The sequence below is a fragment of the Blastococcus atacamensis genome, assembly GCF_002938425.1.
Lineage (GTDB): Bacteria > Actinomycetota > Actinomycetes > Mycobacteriales > Geodermatophilaceae > Blastococcus > Blastococcus atacamensis.
Genome location: NZ_POQU01000032.1, coordinates 1 through 20,173 on the forward strand (window position 1 = coordinate 1; position 20,173 = coordinate 20,173).

Annotated in this window: 18 protein-coding genes and 2 tRNA genes; 14 read left to right on the forward strand and 6 right to left on the reverse strand. The window is 71.5% G+C overall.

What is annotated here, in order from left to right:
- Positions 1 to 66 precede the first annotated feature (66 nt).
- Positions 67 to 270, forward strand: coding sequence for a hypothetical protein (locus C5508_RS09630; RefSeq protein WP_157944053.1), 204 nt, complete (start codon positions 67 to 69; stop codon positions 268 to 270).
- Positions 271 to 488: 218 nt separating this feature from the next.
- Complete coding sequence (locus tag C5508_RS09635; RefSeq protein ID WP_104524731.1) at positions 489 to 980, forward strand: DUF4395 domain-containing protein; 492 nt, start codon at positions 489 to 491, stop codon at positions 978 to 980.
- Positions 981 to 1,117: 137 nt separating this feature from the next.
- Here C5508_RS09635 and C5508_RS09640 read toward each other — a convergent pair.
- A tRNA-Gly gene (locus C5508_RS09640) sits at positions 1,118 to 1,191 on the reverse strand.
- A gap of 107 nt (positions 1,192 to 1,298) precedes the next feature.
- Here C5508_RS09640 and C5508_RS09645 point away from each other — a divergent pair.
- The 5 genes from C5508_RS09645 to clpX all read left to right on the forward strand — a co-directional run bounded on the left by C5508_RS09645 (position 1,299) and on the right by clpX (position 5,994).
- A tRNA-Pro gene (locus C5508_RS09645) sits at positions 1,299 to 1,372 on the forward strand.
- Between the two features lie 131 nt (positions 1,373 to 1,503).
- Positions 1,504 to 2,895: a trigger factor gene (tig, locus tag C5508_RS09650; RefSeq protein ID WP_104524732.1), complete on the forward strand. Its 1,392-nt coding sequence runs from the start codon at positions 1,504 to 1,506 to the stop codon at positions 2,893 to 2,895.
- A gap of 242 nt (positions 2,896 to 3,137) precedes the next feature.
- Entirely contained in the window at positions 3,138 to 3,776 is a 639-nt protein-coding gene (locus C5508_RS09655) for an ATP-dependent Clp protease proteolytic subunit (protein ID WP_408607759.1), read from the forward strand.
- A gap of 20 nt (positions 3,777 to 3,796) precedes the next feature.
- Complete coding sequence (locus tag C5508_RS09660) at positions 3,797 to 4,423, forward strand: ATP-dependent Clp protease proteolytic subunit (protein ID WP_104524734.1); 627 nt, start codon at positions 3,797 to 3,799, stop codon at positions 4,421 to 4,423.
- Positions 4,424 to 4,719: 296 nt separating this feature from the next.
- The gene (gene clpX / locus C5508_RS09665; protein WP_104524735.1) at positions 4,720 to 5,994 is read left to right on the forward strand and encodes an ATP-dependent Clp protease ATP-binding subunit ClpX; all 1,275 of its coding nucleotides are present in this window, start codon (positions 4,720 to 4,722) and stop codon (positions 5,992 to 5,994) included.
- Positions 5,995 to 6,126: 132 nt separating this feature from the next.
- On the opposite strand, the gene C5508_RS09670 is transcribed toward clpX, so the two are convergent.
- Complete coding sequence (locus C5508_RS09670) at positions 6,127 to 7,053, reverse strand: DUF559 domain-containing protein (RefSeq protein WP_104524736.1); 927 nt, start codon at positions 7,051 to 7,053, stop codon at positions 6,127 to 6,129.
- Between the two features lie 168 nt (positions 7,054 to 7,221).
- Between C5508_RS09670 and C5508_RS19530 the strand changes: the two genes are divergently transcribed.
- Entirely contained in the window at positions 7,222 to 7,569 is a 348-nt protein-coding gene (locus C5508_RS19530) for a DUF1697 domain-containing protein (RefSeq protein WP_157944054.1), read from the forward strand.
- A 250-nt stretch (positions 7,570 to 7,819) separates the two neighbouring features.
- Here C5508_RS19530 and valS read toward each other — a convergent pair whose 3' ends face one another.
- Positions 7,820 to 10,405, reverse strand: a complete 2,586-nt coding sequence (gene valS / locus C5508_RS09680) for a valine--tRNA ligase (protein ID WP_104524737.1) — start codon at positions 10,403 to 10,405, stop codon at positions 7,820 to 7,822.
- A 42-nt stretch (positions 10,406 to 10,447) separates the two neighbouring features.
- Between valS and C5508_RS09685 the strand changes: the two genes are divergently transcribed.
- Genes C5508_RS09685 through ndk form a run of 3 tightly spaced genes read left to right on the forward strand, consistent with a single transcriptional unit; the run spans position 10,448 to position 12,629 of the window.
- Complete coding sequence (locus C5508_RS09685; protein ID WP_104524738.1) at positions 10,448 to 11,803, forward strand: bifunctional folylpolyglutamate synthase/dihydrofolate synthase; 1,356 nt, start codon at positions 10,448 to 10,450, stop codon at positions 11,801 to 11,803.
- The gene (locus tag C5508_RS09690) at positions 11,800 to 12,207 is read left to right on the forward strand and encodes a DUF4233 domain-containing protein (protein ID WP_104524739.1); all 408 of its coding nucleotides are present in this window, start codon (positions 11,800 to 11,802) and stop codon (positions 12,205 to 12,207) included. Before C5508_RS09685 ends, C5508_RS09690 begins: the two co-directional genes overlap by 4 nt.
- 11 nt (positions 12,208 to 12,218) lie before the next feature.
- Positions 12,219 to 12,629, forward strand: a complete 411-nt coding sequence (gene ndk / locus C5508_RS09695) for a nucleoside-diphosphate kinase (RefSeq protein WP_104524740.1) — start codon at positions 12,219 to 12,221, stop codon at positions 12,627 to 12,629.
- Between the two features lie 72 nt (positions 12,630 to 12,701).
- On the opposite strand, the gene C5508_RS09700 is transcribed toward ndk, so the two are convergent.
- The 3 genes from C5508_RS09700 to C5508_RS09710 form a co-directional block, all read right to left on the reverse strand.
- Positions 12,702 to 13,211, reverse strand: a complete 510-nt coding sequence (locus C5508_RS09700) for a hypothetical protein (RefSeq protein WP_104524741.1) — start codon at positions 13,209 to 13,211, stop codon at positions 12,702 to 12,704.
- On the reverse strand, positions 13,208 to 13,474 hold the full coding sequence (locus tag C5508_RS09705; protein WP_104524742.1) for a helix-turn-helix transcriptional regulator: 267 nt from the start codon (positions 13,472 to 13,474) through the stop codon (positions 13,208 to 13,210). Before C5508_RS09705 ends, C5508_RS09700 begins: the two co-directional genes overlap by 4 nt.
- Before the next feature lie 66 nt (positions 13,475 to 13,540).
- Positions 13,541 to 13,747, reverse strand: a complete 207-nt coding sequence (locus C5508_RS09710) for a hypothetical protein (RefSeq protein ID WP_104524743.1) — start codon at positions 13,745 to 13,747, stop codon at positions 13,541 to 13,543.
- 133 nt (positions 13,748 to 13,880) lie between these two features.
- Here C5508_RS09710 and C5508_RS09715 point away from each other — a divergent pair, with 133 nt between their 5' ends.
- The 3 genes from C5508_RS09715 (at position 13,881) to C5508_RS09725 (ending at position 20,082) form a co-directional block, all read left to right on the forward strand.
- The gene (locus tag C5508_RS09715; protein WP_104524744.1) at positions 13,881 to 15,824 is read left to right on the forward strand and encodes a TIGR03960 family B12-binding radical SAM protein; all 1,944 of its coding nucleotides are present in this window, start codon (positions 13,881 to 13,883) and stop codon (positions 15,822 to 15,824) included.
- Positions 15,824 to 16,591, forward strand: coding sequence for a TIGR03936 family radical SAM-associated protein (locus C5508_RS09720; RefSeq protein WP_104524745.1), 768 nt, complete (start codon positions 15,824 to 15,826; stop codon positions 16,589 to 16,591). The genes C5508_RS09715 and C5508_RS09720 overlap by 1 nt, the downstream gene beginning before the upstream one ends.
- Before the next feature lie 332 nt (positions 16,592 to 16,923).
- Positions 16,924 to 20,082 (forward strand): Rne/Rng family ribonuclease, encoded by a 3,159-nt coding sequence (locus C5508_RS09725; RefSeq protein WP_198597997.1) that lies wholly within the window; start codon positions 16,924 to 16,926, stop codon positions 20,080 to 20,082.
- Positions 20,083 to 20,173 lie beyond the last annotated feature (91 nt).

Genomic DNA, 20,173 nt, shown 5'->3' on the forward strand with positions numbered 1-20,173 from the left:
AGAGTTGTATAAGAGACAGATGCGGGGCGGGCGCTGGGGGAGGAGTTGGGGCTGACGATCACGCCGGTGTCGATCGGTCCGGGTCGGGAGTTCGAGGACCCGTACGGCACCTGGGCCGAGCTCCGCGAGATCGAGGACGGCGGCGTGCTGCTCGTGCGGCCGGACATGTATGTGGCGGCACGCCACCTGTCGTCGCCGTCCTCACCGTCGAATGCCTTCGACTGGCTGCGCGACGCACTGACCGCCGTGCTGCACCGCGCGGCCGGCTGACATCCCTCGGGTGGATCGCGAGGCCATGTCGTCAGCGACACCGAAGGGGCGTCGGGGCGTGCTCCCGCGGCCACTTCTCTTCGCTCGAACAGCGACTTCTCTGTCTTCCGGGCGGCGCACGGAGGCCCGGAAGGCGGGCACCTGCTTGGCGGCGGCGTCGTCAGCCTGGGAGGCTCGCTGATACCAACCACTCACTTGTCCATTGGAGGTGCACCGTCGTGGGTCTGTTCGAGTTCCCCAACCCGGTGAACGAGACGGCGGCCCGGCTGGTGGCAGGCGGGGTCGTCACCATGTCCGCTACGACGGTGCTCATGGACAAGCCGGTGCTGATGGTGCCGCTGACCTATGGGTTTGCCGCTCGCGTTCTCACCGGCCCGACGCTCAGCCCGCTCGGACAGTTGGTCACCAGGATGGTCGCGCCGCGCTTGAAGCAGGAGCCCACGTTGGTACCGGGGCCGCCGAAACGCCTCGCCCAGGGCATGGGCCTGACGATGTCCGGCACCGCACTGTTGCTGCACTACGGGTTCGGGCGGAAGCGCCTGGCCTACGGCCTCGTCACCGCACTGACTGCGGCGGCGGCCCTCGAGGCGTTCGCCGGTTTCTGCATCGCCTGCCGCCTGTTCCCGCTCCTCATCAAGGCCGGTCTCGTGCCAGAAGAAGCCTGCGAACAGTGCGCCAACATCTGGTCGCGTAGACCGACGGCAGCCTGACTTCCGATCGTTCGCAGGGCAGCACGACGATTGCCGAGAACCTCAGAGGGAACGGTAGGGGTCATACCGAGCCTTGCGGAGAAAGTCCCCAGGACTCCTCCAGTACGCCGAACATGCCGCGTGGCCTGCGCTGTGCGTGGAGCGGGTGACCGGGATCGAACCGGCATGGCCAGCTTGGAAGGCTGGGGCTCTACCATTGAGCTACACCCGCGAGGTGCCCGGACAGCCTAGCCGCTGCCGTCCGGCGGCCTCGCATTCCGCCCCTGCAAGCGCCGGACGGCTGCCGGCGCGGGGCCGCGCCTAGACTCACGCTCGCTACGGGGTGTAGCGCAGCTTGGTAGCGCACCTGCTTTGGGAGCAGGGGGCCGCAGGTTCAAATCCTGTCACCCCGACCGTGGGCGCTGCGGGCGGCGCATCCCGCCCCCGCGCCCGTGCCCTCGACGTCCGTAGACTCGGGGGTCGACCGGCGCCGTCGGAGCACGCTGGCGCCCCATCTGCTGTCTTACCGAGGAGCACTGCCGCTGTGAAGAGCACCATCGAGGAACTGGGCCCCACGCGGGTCCGGATGGCGATCGAGGTGGCATGGGGGGACCTGGACCACGCCTTCGGTGAGGTCTACAAGGAGCTGGGCAAGCAGGTCCGCGTCCCCGGGTTCCGCCCCGGCAAGGTGCCCAACCGCGTCCTCGACCAGCGGATCGGTCGCCCCGTCGTCCTGGAGCAGGTCGTCCAGCACGCCATCCCGGAGATCTACTCCGAGGTCGTCCGCGAGAACCAGGTCCGCGTCCTCGGCCAGCCCGAGGTCGAGGTGACCCGCCTCGACGACAACGAGTCCCTCGCCTTCACCGCCGAGGTCGACGTCGCCCCGCAGCTGACCCTGCCGGAGCTCGACAGCATCGCCGTGACCGTCGACGACGTCGAGGTCACCGACGAGGAGATCGACCAGCAGGTCACCGTCATGCGCGAGCGCTTCGGCATGCTGCAGGCCGTCGAGCGCCCGGCACAGCAGGGCGACTTCGTCTCCATCGACCTCGAGGCCAAGCTCAACGGTGAGGTGCTGGAGGACGGCTCCACCACCGGCATGTCCTACGAGATCGGTTCGGGCAGCCTCATGGAGGGCCTGGACGACGCCGTCGTCGGCCTGTCCGCCGAGGAGTCCAAGACCTTCGAGACGGCGCTGCTGTCCGGCCCCAACTCCGGCGAGCTGGCCGAGGTCACCGTCACGGTGCGCTCGGTCAAGGAGAAGGAGCTGCCGGAGCTCGACGACGAGTTCGCCCAGACCGCCAGCGAGTTCGACACCTTGGCCGAGCTGCGCGAGGACGTCCGCACCCGCCTGGCCCGCACCAAGGTGATCCAGCAGGGCGCGCAGGCCCGCGACAAGATCGTCGAGAAGCTTCTCGAGACCATCGAGGTGCCGATCCCGGAGAACCTGGTCGAGCGCGAGATCGAGTGGCGCAACCGCTCCTTCGAGAACGAGCTGCGCCAGGCCGGCATGGACTGGGACGCCTTCCTGCAGATGACCGGCGCCGAGAGCCGCGAGGCCTACGACGACGAGCAGAAGAAGAACGTCGAGGAGGCGGTCAAGACGCAGTTCATCCTCGACGCGATCGCCGACGCCCGTGAGGTAACCGTCGACAACGACGACCTCTCGGCGCAGATCATGGCGCAGGCGCAGCGCAACCGGGTGAGCCCGGAGCAGTACGCCCAGCAGCTGCAGCAGTCGAACAACATCGCCGAGTTCGTCGCCGACGTGCGCCGGACCAAGACGCTGGCCCAGCTACTCGAGCAGGCGACGATCACCGACGCCTCGGGCAACACCGTCGACCTGGAGGCCATGCGCCCCAAGACGGTGCAGGCGCCCGCCGCCGAGGCCGAGGCCGACGAGGTCGAGGGCACCGAGGACGACGCCAAGTCCTGAGCCCGCTCGTCGACGACGCCGTCCTCCCCAGCCGGGAGGGCGGCGTCGTCGCGTATCCGGGGTACGGCGCTGCGCCGACGGCGAACACCGCCCTGTTCGGGACTGCCTCGTCGGAGGTCCGCGTTAGGGTCGACAGGACTCAGGCGATCGCCGGGGGGCACCGCTCCCCGACGGGCCGTTCGAAGCCCGTACCACCCACCGAGACCGACTGCTCAGACAGTTCTACGGAGGTCACCGCACCCGTGAGCACTACCGACCCGAACCTGGCGAGCGCACCCATGCTGCGTGGCGCCGGCGGCATGATGAACCTCGGCGACTCGGTCTACGAGCGACTGCTGCGTGAGCGCATCATCTTCCTGGGCACCCAGGTGGACGACGTCATCGCCAACCAGCTGGCCGCCCAGATGCTGCTGCTGTCCGCCGAGGACCCCAAGCAGGACATTCACCTCTACATCAACTCGCCCGGCGGCTCGGTCAGCGCCGGCATGGCGATCTACGACACGATGCAGTTCATCGACTGCGACGTCGCCACCTACGGCATGGGCCTGGCCGCCTCGATGGGCCAGTTCCTGCTGACCGCGGGCACCAAGGGCAAGCGCTACGCCCTGCCGCACGCGCGGATCATGATGCACCAGCCCTCCGCCGGCGTCGGCGGCACCGCGGCCGACATCGCGATCCAGGCGGACCTGTTCCGCCGCACCAAGAAGGAGCTCAACGAGCTGCAGTCCTTCCACACCGGGCAGAGCGTGGAGCAGATCGAGACCGACTCCGACCGCGACCGCTGGTTCACCGCGCAGGAGGCCCTCGAGTACGGCTTCGTCGACCACGTGGTGAGCCGGGCGACCATGACCGACAGCGCCAACCCGGTCTCCGACAACTGAGCTTTCGAGGACAGACGCAGATGAGCTTCGAGATGCCCTCCAGCCGTTACATCCTGCCCTCCTTCGTGGAGCGCACGAGCTACGGCATGAAGGAGTCCAACCCCTACAACAAGCTCTTCGAGGAGCGCATCATCTTCCTCGGGGTGCAGGTCGACGACGCGTCGGCGAACGACGTGATGGCGCAGCTCATCACGCTCGAGTCCAACGACCCGGACCGCGACATCACCATCTACATCAACTCGCCCGGTGGCTCCTTCACCTCGCTGATGGCCATCTACGACACGATGATGTTCGTCCGCCCGGACATCCAGACCGTCTGCATGGGCCAGGCAGCCTCGGCCGCCGCCGTCCTGCTTGCGGCCGGGACCCCGGGCAAGCGCCTGGCGCTGCCCTACTCCCGCGTGCTGATCCACCAGCCCTCCGGCGAGGCCGGCGGTCAGGTCTCCGACCTGGAGATCCACGCCGCCGAGATCGAGCGGGTGCGCACGCAGATGGAGGAGATCCTGGCGCGGCACACCGGTCGCTCGGCCGAGCAGGTCCGCAAGGACATCGACCGCGACAAGATCCTGACGGCCGAGGAGGCCAAGGAGTACGGGATCGTCGACCAGGTGATCCAGAGCCGCAAGCTCAACGCCCTCCCCAGCTGATCCGATGGGTACGGGCCGGGACGCGCGTGACGTGTGCTCGGCCCGTACCGTCGGGGGCCTGAGGGCACGACGGGACACGAGTGGGACGGCCGCGACGTTCCGGGTGAGTCATTGCCCGGGCTCGTCGACGGCGGCAGGTACGTTCGGCGAACGCCCGATCCCCGGACGACAGCGCCGGGAGGAGAGCCTCGCGGGGCAGCCTGTCAGCGGGGTCGAGCAGGGGCACGACAAGCAGCAGAATCAAACCCGCCGGTACCTGGCACCAGGACCAGCGAATCCGAGGTGGAGGTCAGCAGGTGGCACGAATCGGTGAGAGCGGTGACCTGCTCAAGTGCTCGTTCTGCGGGAAGAGCCAGAAGCAGGTCAAGAAGCTCATCGCGGGCCCCGGGGTCTACATCTGCGACGAGTGCATCGACCTCTGCAACGAGATCATCGAGGAAGAGCTCTCGGAGTCGTCGGACCTCAAGTTCGACGAGCTGCCCAAGCCCAAGGAGATCCACGACTTCCTGGACCAGTACGTCATCGGCCAGGACAAGGCCAAGCGGACCCTCTCGGTCGCGGTCTACAACCACTACAAGCGGATCCAGGCCGGTGGCGCCGGCGCCTCCCGTGAGGACGCCGTCGAGCTGGCGAAGTCCAACATCCTGCTGATCGGCCCCACCGGGTGCGGCAAGACCCACCTGGCGCAGACGCTGGCGCGGATGCTGAACGTGCCGTTCGCCATCGCCGACGCCACCGCCCTCACCGAGGCCGGGTACGTCGGTGAGGACGTCGAGAACATCCTGCTGAAGCTGATTCAGGCCGCCGACTACGACGTGAAGCGCGCCGAGACCGGCATCATCTACATCGACGAGGTCGACAAGATCGCCCGCAAGAGCGAGAACCCGTCGATCACCCGCGACGTCTCCGGCGAGGGCGTGCAGCAGGCGCTGCTGAAGATCCTCGAGGGGACGACGGCGTCGGTGCCCCCGCAGGGTGGCCGCAAGCACCCGCACCAGGAGTTCATCCAGATCGACACGACGAACGTGCTGTTCATCGTGGGCGGTGCCTTCGCCGGTCTGGAGCAGGTCATCGAGGCGCGTGCCGGCAAGCAGGGCATCGGCTTCGGCTCCGAGGTGCGCGGCAAGAAGGAGATCGAGGAGGCCAACTCCTTCGCCGAGGTCATGCCCGAGGACCTGCTGAAGTTCGGCATGATCCCCGAGTTCATCGGCCGTCTGCCGGTGATCACCAGTGTGAAGAAGCTCGACCGTCAGGCGCTGATCAACATCCTGACCGAGCCGAAGAACGCCCTGGTGCGCCAGTACCGGAAGCTGTTCGAGCTCGACGGCGTGGAGCTGGACTTCACCGACGACGCGCTCGAGGCCGTCGCCGACCAGGCGATCCTCCGCGGCACCGGCGCCCGCGGGTTGCGCGCGATCATGGAGGAGGTGCTCCAGTCGGTCATGTACGACATCCCCAGCCGTGAGGACATCGCCTCGGTGGTGATCACCAAGGAGGTCGTGCTGGAGCACGTCAACCCGACGATCGTCCCGCGCAAGCCGACCCGCGCCCCCCGCGAGAAGTCTGCCTGAGCTATTCCGCTCCGAGCCCGTCCCCGATCCGGGGGCGGGCTCGCTGCGTTCCCAGGCCCGTGTTGTTGCCGGCCCCGCCGTCCGCTGAGCGCAGCCCGAGCGGGGCGTTGCCCCGTGAGGCGACATTTCGGGCTACCGAATGTCTGCCTGGGGGACAAGGCCGAGCCGGCGGTGGTAGATCTCCGCAATCTGCGCGCGACATCCCGCCGGGCTCGACGTGGCTCGTCGGTAGCTGAAGCGCAGCGTCTGCCACCCGAGTACAGCCAGGGCAGCGTCCCGGCGGAGGTCCCGCTCCCGCGCTTCCTCCGAGCCGTGGAAGGCGGCGCCGTCCAGCTCCACTGCCAGGCGGACCTCGGGCCAGGCGGCGTCGAGCAGCACCGGCCCGTCCGGCAGCAGGACGCGGTACTGGCGCCGGCACTCCGGCAGCCCCGGCACGCTCAGGATGTGCTGGAGGCCGAAGATCTCCAATTCGCTGTGGCTGCCGCCCTCGACGAGCCGTACCAGTTCCTCGAGTGCTGCTCGGCCGGCCAGGTTCCGTCGCCGGCCCAACTCGGCCGCGAGCTGCCACGCGTGCACACGGCGGCGCTGCACCGCTCGCAGCAACGCCGCCCGCGCGGCGTCGTGGTGGCCGTGCGCCGCCCCGTGCCGGTAGGCGTCGTCCCAGGTGTCGACGAGTGCCCGGGCCACCGATGTGGTCACCAGCCCTGCGGCGGTGGTCAGGGCGAACGGCGTCCTGCTCCGGTGGATCCGTAGCCGCGGGGTCGATCGGACCCGGAAACCCGACGGCACGGTGACGTCCAGCCGAGGGATCTCGTGGAGCAGTCCGTGCGCCGTCAGGGCGCTCCAGTGGCTGAGCGGCCCTCCGCAGTAGGACGTGGCCGCCTCGGCCCGGACGCGCCAGTCATCCGCGAGGTCGGCGGCAGTGACCCAGCCGGGATGGAGCCGCACGAGTCGTCCGGAGGCGAGCCATCGGCTCACCGTCCGCGGAGTGACCTGGCTCCGGAGCCATGCGGTCGAGGCCACGCTCGTCGGGCCGAGCAGCGCGCGAAGGTCGTGCATGAGTGCACCGTGCAGGGAGCCGAGACTCGTGCGGGGCCGAACGGACCAATCTGTGGACGGCGGGGTCCGGCGTTGTCCTACTACGCGACATCCGGCGGCCAGGAATGTCCTCGCCCGGGACAGCGCCGGCGCGCGGCGGGGGCTGACCCCGGCGCTACCGTTCGGCGCGTGACGACGCGCTACGTGGCCCTGCTGCGGGCCATCAACCTGGGCGCCACCCGCCGGGTGTCCATGCCGCGGCTCCGCGAAGTGCTCACCGCCCGCGGCCACGGCGCCGTCCGTACGCACCTGGCCAGCGGGAACGTGCTGCTCGAGAGCGACATGTCCGAGGCCGAGCTGGCCGCCGACCTGAGCAATGCGATCGACGAGGACTTCCCCCTCGACGTGCCGGTTGTCGTCCGGACGGCGGACGAGCCCGCCCACGTCCTCGCCGCGGACCCACTGGGTCGCCTCGCGACCGACCACGCGCGGCACTCGGTCACCTTTTCCCCGAGCCGCCGGATCCCGACCGGCTGACGGCGCTCCCGCCCGCGGGCGGCGGCCAATACGTGCTGCGTGGTCGCGAGATCTACCTCTGGCTGCCCGAGGGCTCCACGCCAGTGCGATGGGCAGCTGGAAGTGGGACCGGCTGCTCGGCGTGGCCGGGACCAACCGCAACTGGAACACGGTCACGAAGCTGGTCGAGCTGAGCCGATGAGCGGCGAGGGCGCGTTCCCGCAGAGAGAACGCGCCCTCGCCGCACATCGCCTGCAGGGAGCGGGGAGCCTCAGCCCTCGGCCACCGGGGCCAGGACGACGTCGACCCGCAGCTCGCCCTCGCCGGCCTCGATCGTCAGCGAGCTGATCCGGCCGGCGTTCGCCAGATCGGTCCGGGCTGCCTCGACCAGCGGCACCTGCTCGGCCGGTGCGGTCACCGTGGCGGTCTCCACCTCGGCGCGCATCGACTGCTTGGCGTCGGACTTGGCCTTTCGCACCCCGGCCAGCGCGGCGGCGACGGCCGGGATCACCGCGGGGTCGCCGTCGACCGGCAGCTCGGACGCGGCCGGCCACGGCGAACGGTGCACCGAGCCGGTCTGCCACCACGACCACACCTCGTCGGTGACGAACGGCAGCACCGGCGCGAACAGCCGCAGCTGCACGTCCAGCGCCACCGCCAGCGCCGCCTGCGCGGAGACCGCCTCCGGGCCGGAGCCGTACGCCCGGGTCTTCACCAGCTCCACGTAGTCGTCGCAGAACGACCAGAAGAACGCCTCGGCGACCTCGAGGGCCCGCGTGTAGTTGTAGGCGTCCAGCGCGGCGGTCGCCTCGTCCACGACCCGGGCCAGCCCGGCGAGCAGCGCCCGGTCGATCGGCTCGGTCACGTCGGCCGGCGTGAGCGACGCCGAGGCGCCCAGGCCCAGCACGAACTTGCCGACGTTGAGGATCTTCATGGCCAGCCGCCGGCCGACCTTCATCTGCGCCTCGTCGAACGGTGAGTCCGCACCCGGGCGGGCGCCGGCCGCGCGCCAGCGCACCGCGTCGGTGCCGTAGCGCTCGAGGACGTCGATCGGCGTCGTCGCGTTGCCCTTGGACTTCGACATCTTCTTGCGGTCGGGGTCGACCACGAAGCCGGAGATCGTGGCGTGGGTCCACGGTGCGGCGCCGTGCTGGAAGTGCGCCCGGACGACCGTGGAGAACAGCCAGGTGCGGATGATGTCGTGCGCCTGGGGCCGCTGGTCCATCGGGAAGACCTTGGCGAACAGCTCCGGGTCGGTGTCCCAGCCCGAGGCGACCTGCGGCGACAGCGAGGACGTCGCCCAGGTGTCCATGACGTCGGGGTCGGCGATGAACCCGCCCGGCTTGCCGCGCTGGTCCTCGGTGAAGCCCTCGGGCACGTCGGAGGACGGGTCGACCGGCAGCGACGCCTCGGGGGCGAGCAGAGGCTCGTCGTGGATGGGCTCGCCCTCGGAGTCCAGCCGGTACCAGACCGGGAACGGGACGCCGAAGAACCGCTGACGGCTGATCAGCCAGTCGCCGTTGAGGCCCTCGACCCAGTTGTCGTAGCGGTGCCGCATGTGCTCGGGCACCCACTGGATCTCCCGGCCGCGGGCGATGAGGGCGTCGCGCAGGTCGGCGTCCCGGCCGCCGTTGCGGATGTACCACTGGCGCGTGGTGACGATCTCCAGCGGGCGCTCGCCCTTCTCGAAGAACTTCACCGGGTGGGTGATCTGCTTCGGCTCGCCGTCCAGGTCGCCCGACTCCCGCAGCAGCTCCACGATCCGCTGCTGGGCACTGAACACGGTCTTTCCGGCCAGCTCGTCGTACGGGGACGCACCCACGCCCTGCGGCGGGTCGGCGAGCAGCCGGCCGTCCCAGCCGATGATCGGCCGGGTCGGCAGCTGCAGCTCGCGCCACCAGGTGACGTCGTTGAGGTCGCCGAAGGTGCAGATCATCGCGATGCCCGAGCCCTTGTCCGGCTCCGCGAGGCGGTGGGCGACGACCGGCACCTCGACGCCGAACAGCGGCGTCGTCACCGTCGTGCCGAACAGCGGCTGATACCGCTCGTCATCGGGGTGGGCGACCAGCGCGACGCACGCGGGCAGCAGCTCGGGGCGGGTCGTCTCGATGAACACGGGGCCATCGGCGCCGTGGAAGGCGATCCGGTGGTAGGCGCCGGGCCGCTCTCGGTCCTCGAGCTCGGCCTGCGCGACCGCGGTGCGGAACGTGACGTCCCACAGCGTGGGGGCTTCCTGGGCGTAGGCCTCCCCGCGGGCCAGGTTGTTCAGGAACATCCGCTGAGCGGTGGCCCGGGAGCTCTCCGAGATCGTCCGGTAGACGTTGGACCAGTCGACCGACAGCCCCACGCGACGCCAGAGCCTCTCGAACTCGGCCTCGTCCTCCTCGGTCAGCTGCATGCACAGCTCGACGAAGTTGCGGCGGGACACCGGGATCTGGTCCTTGCCGGGCTTCTCCGGTGGCTGGAAGGACGGGTCGTAGGGCAGCCCCGGGTCGCACCGCACGCCGTAGTAGTTCTGCACCCGGCGCTCGGTCGGCAGGCCGTTGTCGTCCCAGCCCATCGGGTAGTAGACGTGCTTGCCCCGCATCCGCTGGTAGCGGGCGACGATGTCGGTGTGGGTGTAGCTGAACACGTGGCCCACGTGCAGCGAGCCGCTCGCCGTCGGCGGGGGAGTGTCGATCGAGTAGATCTGCTCGCGCGGGACCTGGAGCGCGGCCTCGCGGTCGAAGCCGTAGGTGTCCTGCTCCGCCCAGCGCGCGATCCACTTGTCCTCGAGGCCGTCGAGGGTCGGCTTCTCGGGTACGGCGACGGTCGCAGCCGGGGCAGCAGTGTCCGGGATCGCGATGTCGTCAGCCATGGGGCTCAGTCTAGGAACTGCGCCCCTGGCATCCTGAGCAGGATGAGCAACGGCAGCACCGGTGACCTCGCCCGGGTGGAGAACGAGCTCCTGGCACGGTGGCCGGAGACCCGGCTCGAGCCCTCGCTCACCCGCATCAACGCCCTGGTCGACCTGCTCGGGTCGCCGCACCGCGCGATGCCGGTGATCCAGGTGGCCGGCACCAACGGCAAGACGACGACGGCGCGCATGATCGACGAGCTGCTGCGCGGCTTCGGCCTGCGCGTGGGCCGCTTCACCAGCCCGCACCTGCAGTCCATGCGCGAGCGGATCGTCCTCGACGGGCAGTCGGTGAGCGCCGAGCGCTTCGTCGAGACCTACGAGGACATCGCGCCGTACGTGCAGATGGTCGACGCCGCCGGCGAGGTCCCGATGTCGTTCTTCGAGGTGATGGTGGGCATGGCGTACGCCCTCTTCGCCGACGCCCCGGTCGACGTCGCCGTGATCGAGGTCGGCATGGGCGGCACCTGGGACGCCACCAACGTGGCCGACGCACGCGTCGCCGTCGTCACCCCGGTCGACATGGACCACGCCGAGTACCTGGGGCCCGACGTCCCGACGATCGCGGGGGAGAAGGCCGGGATCATCAAGGCCGACTCCATCGCCGTGCTCGCCCACCAGCAGCCCGGGGCCCTCGACGCGCTCGTGCGCCGCGCGGTCGAGGTCGAGGCGGTCGTCGCCCGCGAAGGCACCGAGTTCGGCGTGCTGGAGCGCAAGGTCGCCGTCGGCGGTCAGCAGGTGCGGCTGCAGGGGCTCGGCGGCGAGTACGACGAGGTGTTCCTGCCGTTGTTCGGCCAGTACCAGGCGCAGAACGCGGCGACGGCGCTGGCCGCGGTCGAGGCATTCCTCGGCGCAGGCGCGGCGACCGGCCCGATCGAGCAGGAGACCGTGCGCGCGGCGTTCGCCGGCGTCCGCTCGCCCGGCCGGCTGGAGAAGGTGCGGACCAGCCCCACGGTGCTGGTCGACGCCGCGCACAACCCGGCCGGCATGACGGCGACCGTCGAGGCGATCCGGGAGTCCTTCGACTTCACCCGGCTCATCGGCGTCGTCGGCGCGGTGCACGGCAAGGACGTCATGGCCATGCTCGCCGCGCTCGAGGACGTGTGCGCGGAGGTGGTCATCACCCAGAACAGCTCCGCCCGGTCGATCCCGGCCGACGAGCTGGGTGCGCTGGCCGTCGAGATCTTCGGCGCCGACCGGGTCAGCGTCTCGCCGCGGCTCTCCGAGGCGGTCACCGAGGCGATCGAGCTGGCCGAAGCCGGCCCGGACGACGCGCTGGGCGGCTCGGGCGTGCTCGTGACCGGCAGCGTCATCACCGCGGGAGAGGCGCGCAGCCTCTTCGCCGGCGGCGGGTCGTGACGGCTCCCGATCCGCTGCGGGCCGCGAAGGCGCTGCGGGGTGCCGCGGCCGCGGTCCTGGTGCTGGAGGGCCTGGCCGTCCTCTTCGTGCCGCGCGGCATCGCGCAGACCGAGGAGGGCCTCGGGGGAGTCCGGCTCACCCTGCTGCTCGTGCTCTCCCTGATCCTGATCGTGGCCAGCGGGGTGCAGCGGCGGGAGCGCGGCCTGGTCATCGGCACCGCACTCCAGGTGCCGTTGCTGCTCACCGGCCTGATGAACGCCGTCATGTGGTTCGTCGGGGGCGCTTTCGTGCTCATCTGGGTCTACCTGCTGCAGGTGCGCAAGGAGCTGGTCGGCAGCCGGTTCGCCCCCGTGCCGGCGGCCCGGACGGGGAACGCGGACGGCGGGGGTGCGGGCACCACGTAGGCTCCGGCCCCGTGACTGAACGCACTCTCGTCCTGGTCAAGCCCGACGGCGTCGCTCGTGGTCTCGTGGGCGAGGTGATCACCCGGCTCGAGCGCAAGGGCCTGCGCCTGGTGGCCGCCGAACTGCGCACGCTGCCTCGCGAGGTCGCCGAGACGCACTACGCCGAGCACAGCGAGCGGCCCTTCTTCGGGGACCTCGTCGAGTTCATCACCGGCGGCCCGCTCCTCGCGCTGGTGGTCGAGGGCCCGCGGGCCATCGAGGCCTTCCGCGCGCTGGCCGGCGCCACCGACCCGGTCAAGGCCACCCCGGGCACCATCCGCGGCGACTTCGCCCTCGAGGTCCAGAACAACATCGTGCACGGCTCCGACTCGCCCGAGTCCGCCGCGCGCGAGATCGGTCTGTTCTTCCCCGGCCTCGCCTAGGACTCCGCTCGTGGCGGCCCCCTCGTAGGGGCCCGCCACGAGCTCGCGAGTGGTGGGGGACGAGGGGGTCCTTCAGCAGAAGTCGGCGTCGGCGGGCTCGTCGGGGGCGGTCCACGCCAGGTTCCAGGACGGCAGGATCCAGCCCGCGAACCAGAGCAGGAAGCCCAGGCAGAGCGCCGGCGTGACGTGCCCGGTGAGGGCGACGACCGCGACGGCCGCGCACCAGGCGGCGAGGTGCAGCGCGAGGCTCGGCCAGACCGTGGCGCCGAGGGACTGCTCGTGCTGCCGTCGCTGGTGCTCGTCGAGCGATCGGTCGCTGCGGTCGAACACCCCGCGGATGCCGAGGTTCAGCACCGAGTGCAGCGGGATGAAGGCCACCATCCCGGCGGTCCAGACGACGAGGAACCAGGTCGACCAGCCGTCGTCGGTCATGGCCGCCAGCACGGTGCAGGCGACGAGCGCGGCCAGCAGCACGGCCTGGGCGACGACGGCCAGGTGGCGGACCTGCCGCGAGCGGGCCCAGGCGTAGCGGCCGTCGTCGAAGGTGCGGGCGAGGTAGGTCTGCTCGGGGGAGATGCTCACGACGTCCTCCTGAGGAGTTCCTGGCTGAGCGAGGGCAACGGGTCGAGTGAGAACACCGCTTCCACCGGCAGGCCGAAGAAGCGGGCGATGCGCAGGGCCAGCGCCAGCGAGGGGCTGTACTCGCCGCGCTCCACGTAGCCGATCGTCTGCGGGTGGACGCCGACGGCGTCGGCGAGTTCCTTCCGGCTCACCCCGCGGTCGGCCCTCAGCACCGCGATGCGGTCGTGGACTTTGTCCGCCTCGGACTTCGGCTGTCGCCCCATGAGACGAAACGTACTATTATTGCTACGACAGTGGAAGTGGGCGGCCGACGACGACGTCGTGGCGGCTCAGCGCGAGGAGCGCACGACCGCGATCGCCACCAGCACGATCCCCGCGATCAGTCCCACCCAGCACAGCAGCAGCATCGCGCCCTCGGCGCTGCCGCGCGTGGACTCCTGCGCGAAGCCCAGCCACATCAGCCCGAGGACCGACAGCAGTGCGACGACCCCGCCTCCCAGCGCGAGCGCGCCGGTCCGTGATGTCCGCTGCTCCACTGCGATCTCCTCGCCTCGGTCGGAACGGTCAGTCTGCCCCGCCCACCCCACGGCACGCCGCGCTGGGATGGCCCGGCCACCTCCCGGGCGAGGGGAGGGCACGCCGCGAGGGGGCGGCTACCCTGGACCGGTCATGACTGCAGAGCTCCGCACCACCGCAGGCCAGTCGCTGTACCCGCGACTCGAGCCGCTGCTGGCCCAGGTCCAGAAGCCGATCCAGTACGTCGGCGGTGAACTCAACGCCCAGCTGAAGCCGTGGGAGACCGCGGACGTGCACTGGGCGCTGATGTACCCCGACGCCTACGAGGTCGGCCTGCCCAACCAGGGCCTCATGATCCTCTACGAGGTGCTCAACGAGCGGCCCGACGTCCTGGCCGAGCGCACCTACGCCGTCTGGCCCGACCTCGCCGCCCTGATGCGCGAGCACGGCGTCGGCCAATTCACCGTCGATGGCCACCGCGCCGTCCGGGACTTCGACGTCCTCGGCGTCAGCTTCGCCACCGAGCTCGGCTACACCAACCTGCTCGAGGCGCTCGACCTCGCCGGCATCCCGATGCACGTCGTCGACCGCGACGAGAGCCATCCGGTCGTCGTCGCCGGCGGGCACGCCGCCTTCAACCCCGAGCCCGTCGCCGACTTCGTCGACTGCGCGGTCCTGGGCGACGGCGAGCAGGCCGTCGGCGACATCACCGACGTCGTCAAGGCCTGGAAGGCGCAGGGCCGCCCCGGCGGTCGCGAGGAGCTGCTCGCCCGGCTGGCTCGCGTCGACGGCGTCTACGTGCCGCGCTTCTACGCGGTCACCTACGGTCCCGACGGCACGATCGCGGCCGTCACCCGCACCCGGGACGACGTGCCCGAGCGCGTCGGCAAGCGGACCGTCATGGACCTCGACGAGTGGCCCTACCCGAAGACGCCGCTGGTGCCGCTGGCCGAGAGTGTCCACGAACGCATGAGCGTGGAGATCTTCCGCGGGTGCACGCGGGGCTGCCGCTTCTGCCAGGCCGGCATGATCACCCGCCCCGTGCGGGAGCGGACGATCACCGGCATCGGCTCGATGGTCGAGCAGGGGCTCAAGGCGACCGGCTACGAGGAGGTCGGCCTGCTGAGCCTCTCGAGCGCCGACCACTCCGAGATCGGCCAGGTCGCCAAGGAGCTCGCCGACCGCTACGAGGGCACCAACACCGGCCTGAGCCTGCCCAGCACCCGCGTCGACGCCTTCAACGTGACGCTCGCCAACGAACTGTCCCGCAACGGCCGGCGCTCCGGGCTCACCTTCGCCCCCGAGGGCGGCAGCGAGCGCATCCGCCGGGTCATCAACAAGACGGTGTCCAAGGAGGACCTCGTCCGCACGGTCACGACGGCGTACGCGAACGGCTGGACGCAGGTCAAGCTCTACTTCATGTGCGGTCTGCCCACCGAGACCGACGAGGACGTCCTGGAGATCGCCGAGCTGGCGGTCGAGGTCATCCGCGCCGGCCGCGAGGCCAGCGGCCGCAAGGACATCCGCTGCACGGTCTCGATCGGTGGCTTCGTGCCCAAGCCGCACACGCCCTTCCAGTGGGCAGCGCAGGCCAGCGCCGAGACCATCGACCACCGGTTGAGGGTGCTGCGCCAGGCGATCAACGCGGACCGTCGCATCGGCCGCTCGATCGGGCTGCGCTACCACGACGGCAAGCCCGGCGTGATCGAGGGACTGCTCTCCCGGGGCGACCGTCGGGTCGGCCGGGTCATCGAGCGCGTCTGGCGCGAGGGCGGCAAGTTCGACGGCTGGAGCGAGCACTTCTCCTTCGGCCGCTGGACGCAGGCTGCCGCCGAGGAGCTGGCCGCGTTCGGCGTCGACCTCGACTGGTACACCACCCGCGAGCGCACCGAGCACGAGATCCTGCCCTGGGACCACCTGGACTCCGGGCTGGACAAGGAGTGGCTCTGGGACGACTGGCAGGACGCCATCTCCGAGGAGGAGGTCGCCGACTGCCGGTGGACCCCCTGCTACGACTGCGGCGTCTGCCCGACCATGGGGACCGAGATCCAGATCGGCCCCACCGGGCGCAGCCTGCTCCCGCTGACGGTCGTCTGATGGCCCGTCAGCCCGAGGGTCCGCCCCCGCCGCCGACGGTCCAGAAGCTCCGCATCCGGTACGCCAAGCGAGGCCGCCTGCGGTTCGCCTCGCACCGCGACCTCGCCCGCGCCCTGGAGCGGGCGCTGCGGCGGGCGCAGGTGCCGATGGCGTTCTCGGCCGGGTTCAGCCCGCACCCCAAGATCTCCTACCTGGGGGCCGCGCCCACCGGCTCGGCGAGCGAGGCGGAGTACTTGGAGATCGGGCTGGCGCGGCGTTGCGACCCGGAGGCCGTCCGCGCGGCGCTGGACGCCGCGCTACCGGTCGACATCGCCGTCCTGGAGGCCGTCGAGGCCGCCGAGGGCACCGGATCGCTGGCCGACCGGATCGACACGTCGGTGTGGCGGCTGGAGCTGCCCGGCCTGGGCCTGGCCGAGCTCCAGTCGGCCGTGGCGAGCTTCCTCGCCCGCGACGTCGTCACTGTCGCGAAGCGCACCAAGAACGGGCTCAAGGACATCGACGCCCGCCCGGCCGTGGCCAGCGCGTCGGCGGCCGAAGAGGCAGGTTGTGCCATACTGCACATGGTCGTCCGGCAGGGAACGCCCGCTGTACGACCTGACGACGTGTTGGCCGCCCTGGCTGCCGTCGCCGACCTGCGCCCGCCGTCGCCCCCACGGGCCGTGCGTGTGGCGCAGGGCCGGCTCGACGACACCGGGACCGTGGCTGACCCGCTCGGTCCCGACCGCATGGCGAGCACCCGCTGCCAGGGGGAGCCCGCGACGGTCTGACCGGACGGAGCCTGAGGAGGCCTCGCGCCGTCGAGCGGCACGGCTGCCAGACGTGACGCGCCCGTTCCGAGCCACCCGGCCCGGACGCCCCAGACCACCGCAGCACCGGCACCACCGAGCTCCACCGCATCCAGCAGCACCGGGTGCGGGCACCCCCGCTCCACGGCCCTGGCCGCGGCAACCGCCGCGCGAGAGCCGCATCAGACTTCCGCAGGACGAGCCTGACCGCCGTACCCCGCGCGGCGGCTCGGCCCGCCCAACCCGTGCTCCTGCGCGGCCGCCAGTCGAACCGATCGGCGCCCGGGAGCACCACACAGGAGGCGAGAACCCTCGTGGCTGACACCGACCACACGACCAGCGAGACCGACACGACCGAGTCCGGGGCCGGCGTTCCGCCGAACACGCCCCAGCCGGCCGAGGCCGAGGTGACCGGCATGCCGGCGACCCCGGACGAGGGGGCGCCCGCCGAGGACGCCGCTGCCGAGGAGGCCGACGAGACGGCCGGGGACGACGCCGACGTCGCGCCGGGCACCCCGCAGCCGGCCGAGGCGGAGGTGACCGGCGTGCCGGCGACCCCGGACGAGGGCGCGCACGACGAGCACGAGCACGTCGGCTCGCCGTTCGGTGCGCAGTTCAGCTCGCCCGAGCCGACCGCCGTCGTCGCCCGCCCCCGTCGCCGGGCCACCCGCCCGGCGGCCGCTCCCGACCCGGAGTCGGTCGCGCCCGTGACGCCGCCGGCCCCGGCCGCCGCGATCCCGGCGTTCATCAGCTTCGTGGCACCGGCCGCGGATGCGCCCCCTGCACCACGGCGCCGCAGCCGCCGTCCCGCCGAGTCGCCGGACCCCGAGCTCCTCGACGAGGTCCCCGACGAGCAGCAGGACGAGCCCGCCGAAGAGGCGCCCCGGTCGCGTCGCAGCCGCTCCCGCGGCCGGCGCCCGGTGGAGGACCAGCCCGAGGCCGAGCCGGCCGACGTCGTCGACGACGACGAGCAGACCGACGACGCCGACGACCGTGACTCCGCCGACGACCGCGAGGAGGGCGGCTCGGGCAGCCGTCGCCGCCGCCGTGGGCGCCGCGGCCGAGGGCGTGGCCGCAGCGGTGAGGACTCCGCGGACTCCGACGACGAGTCCGACGAGCGCCCCACCGACACGGACTCCGACGAGGACGACGACGCCGAGCGCTCCGACGAGGCCGCCGACTCCGACGACGACGCCGAGGGCGAGGGCGACGACTCCTCGACCGGGTCGAGCACCCGCCGTCGTCGCCGCCGTCGCCGGCGCAGCGGCAGCGCCGGGAACGACGACGCCTCCGACGACAGCGACGACGACGACCGCCCGGAGCGCGCCGGCCGCAACGGCCGCAGCACCAGCGACGACGACGTCCGTGGCATCACCGGCTCCACCCGGCTGGAGGCCAAGCGCCAGCGCCGCCGGGACGGCCGGGACACCGGACGCCGACGTCAGCCGATCCTGACCGAGTCGGAGTTCCTGGCCCGGCGCGAGGCCGTGGACCGCAAGATGGTCATCCGCCAGCGCGGCGAGCGGACGCAGATCGCCGTCCTCGAGGACGACGTGCTCGTCGAGCACTACGTCACCCAGGCGTCGGCGACGTCCTTCGCCGGGAACGTGTACCTGGGGCGGGTGCAGAACGTGCTGCCCAGCATGGAGGCGGCGTTCGTCGACATCGGCAAGGGGCGCAACGCCGTCCTGTACGCCGGTGAGGTCAACTGGGACGCCGCCGGCCTCTCGGGCAAGCAGCGCTCGATCGAGACGGCGTTCAAGTCCGGCGACAAGATCCTCGTGCAGGTCACCAAGGACCCGATCGGCCACAAGGGCGCCCGGCTGACCCAGCAGATCAACCTGCCCGGCCGGTTCCTGGTCTACGTGCCCGGCGGCTCGATGACCGGCATCAGCCGCAAGCTGCCCGACACCGAGCGCCAGCGGCTCAAGGACATCCTCAAGCGGATCGTCCCCGAGGACGCCGGCGTGATCATCCGGACCGCGGCGGAGGGCGCCTCCGAGGAGGAGCTCACCCGCGACGTCAACCGGCTGACCGCGCAGTGGGACGTCATCCAGAAGAAGGCCGAGTCCACCTCGAACGCGCCGACGCTGCTCTACGGCGAGCCGGACCTGGCGATCCGCGTCATCCGTGACGTCTTCAACGAGGACTTCAAGGAGCTCGTGGTCCAGGGCGACGACGCCTGGGACACCGTCGAGGCCTACGTCGCCCACGTCTCCCCGGAGCTCACCGAGCGGCTGTCCCGCTACACCGGTCAGGGCGATGTCTTCCACGACCTGCGGATCGACGAGCAGCTGGCCAAGGCGCTGGACCGCAAGGTGTGGCTGCCCTCGGGTGGCTCGTTGGTGATCGACCGCACCGAGGCGATGACCGTCGTCGACGTCAACACCGGCAAGTTCACCGGCTCCGGGGGCAACCTCGAGCAGACCGTCACGCGCAACAACATGGAGGCCGCGGAGGAGATCGTCCGCCAGCTCCGGCTGCGCGACATCGGCGGCATCATCGTCATCGACTTCATCGACATGGTGCTCGAGAGCAACCGCGACCTCGTGCTGCGCCGGCTCACCGAGTGCCTGGGACGCGACCGCACGAAGCACCAGGTCGCCGAGGTGACGTCCCTGGGCCTGGTCCAGATGACCCGCAAGCGGGTCGGCCAGGGCCTGCTCGAGGTGTTCTCCGAGGACTGCGAGCACTGCCGCGGGCGCGGCATCATCGTGAGCACCGACCCGGTCGACGAGAAGCGTCGCGGGAACGGCGGCGGCGGCGGCAAGGACTCCGGCGGCAAGGACTCCGGCGGCAAGGACTCCGGCGGCCAGCAGTCCGGGGGCCGGGAGCCCGGCGGTGGTCGGAACCGCGGCGGCCGGGACCAGAACCGGGACGCCGGCAAGGACTCCGCGCCGGAGCAGGTGACGGACGAGACTGCCGACGCGAGCACCGAGGGAGCTCCCGGGGCCGACGCCGAGCCGGCCGAGGGCACGCGCAGCGGAGGCCGCCGCAACCGGGGCCGTCGCAACCGCGGTCAGTCGGGGGAGGACCGCGCGGCCGAGGACGCCGCCGTGCTGGCCGGCGCCCGTGCCGAGGAGGACATGCCCGTCGAGCCCGCCACCGACGGCTCCGGGGAGACCGCCGAGGAGGCCGCGCCACCCGTCGTCGCGATCGACCCGCCGATGGCCGTCGCCGCCATCGAGCCGGAGAGCGTCCCGGCCCCCGCGCCGGCCGTCGAGGAGCCCGAGGCCGAGGACGTGCTCCCGGCCGGCGAGGTCGCCGCGGTGGAGGCCCCGGAGCAGGACGCGGTGCCGATCACCCCGACCACGACCGCTGCGGACGTGACCCCGGGTGGGGTCGGGCACGGCACGGACGCCGGCGCCGATGCGTCGGGCCCGCCGGCCGGCGGAGCGGACGAGGTGCCCGTCGCGGCCTCCCGTCCGCGCCGTCGCCGGGCCGCCAGCCGACCTGCGGGCCCGCCCGCCTGAGGCCTCGTCCGGAGGCCCGCCCCGAGTTCGCGAGGGGTGAGTGGGACGGGGTCCGCCGGTCGGGTACGCTGGTCGGGTTGCTGCGCCCCCG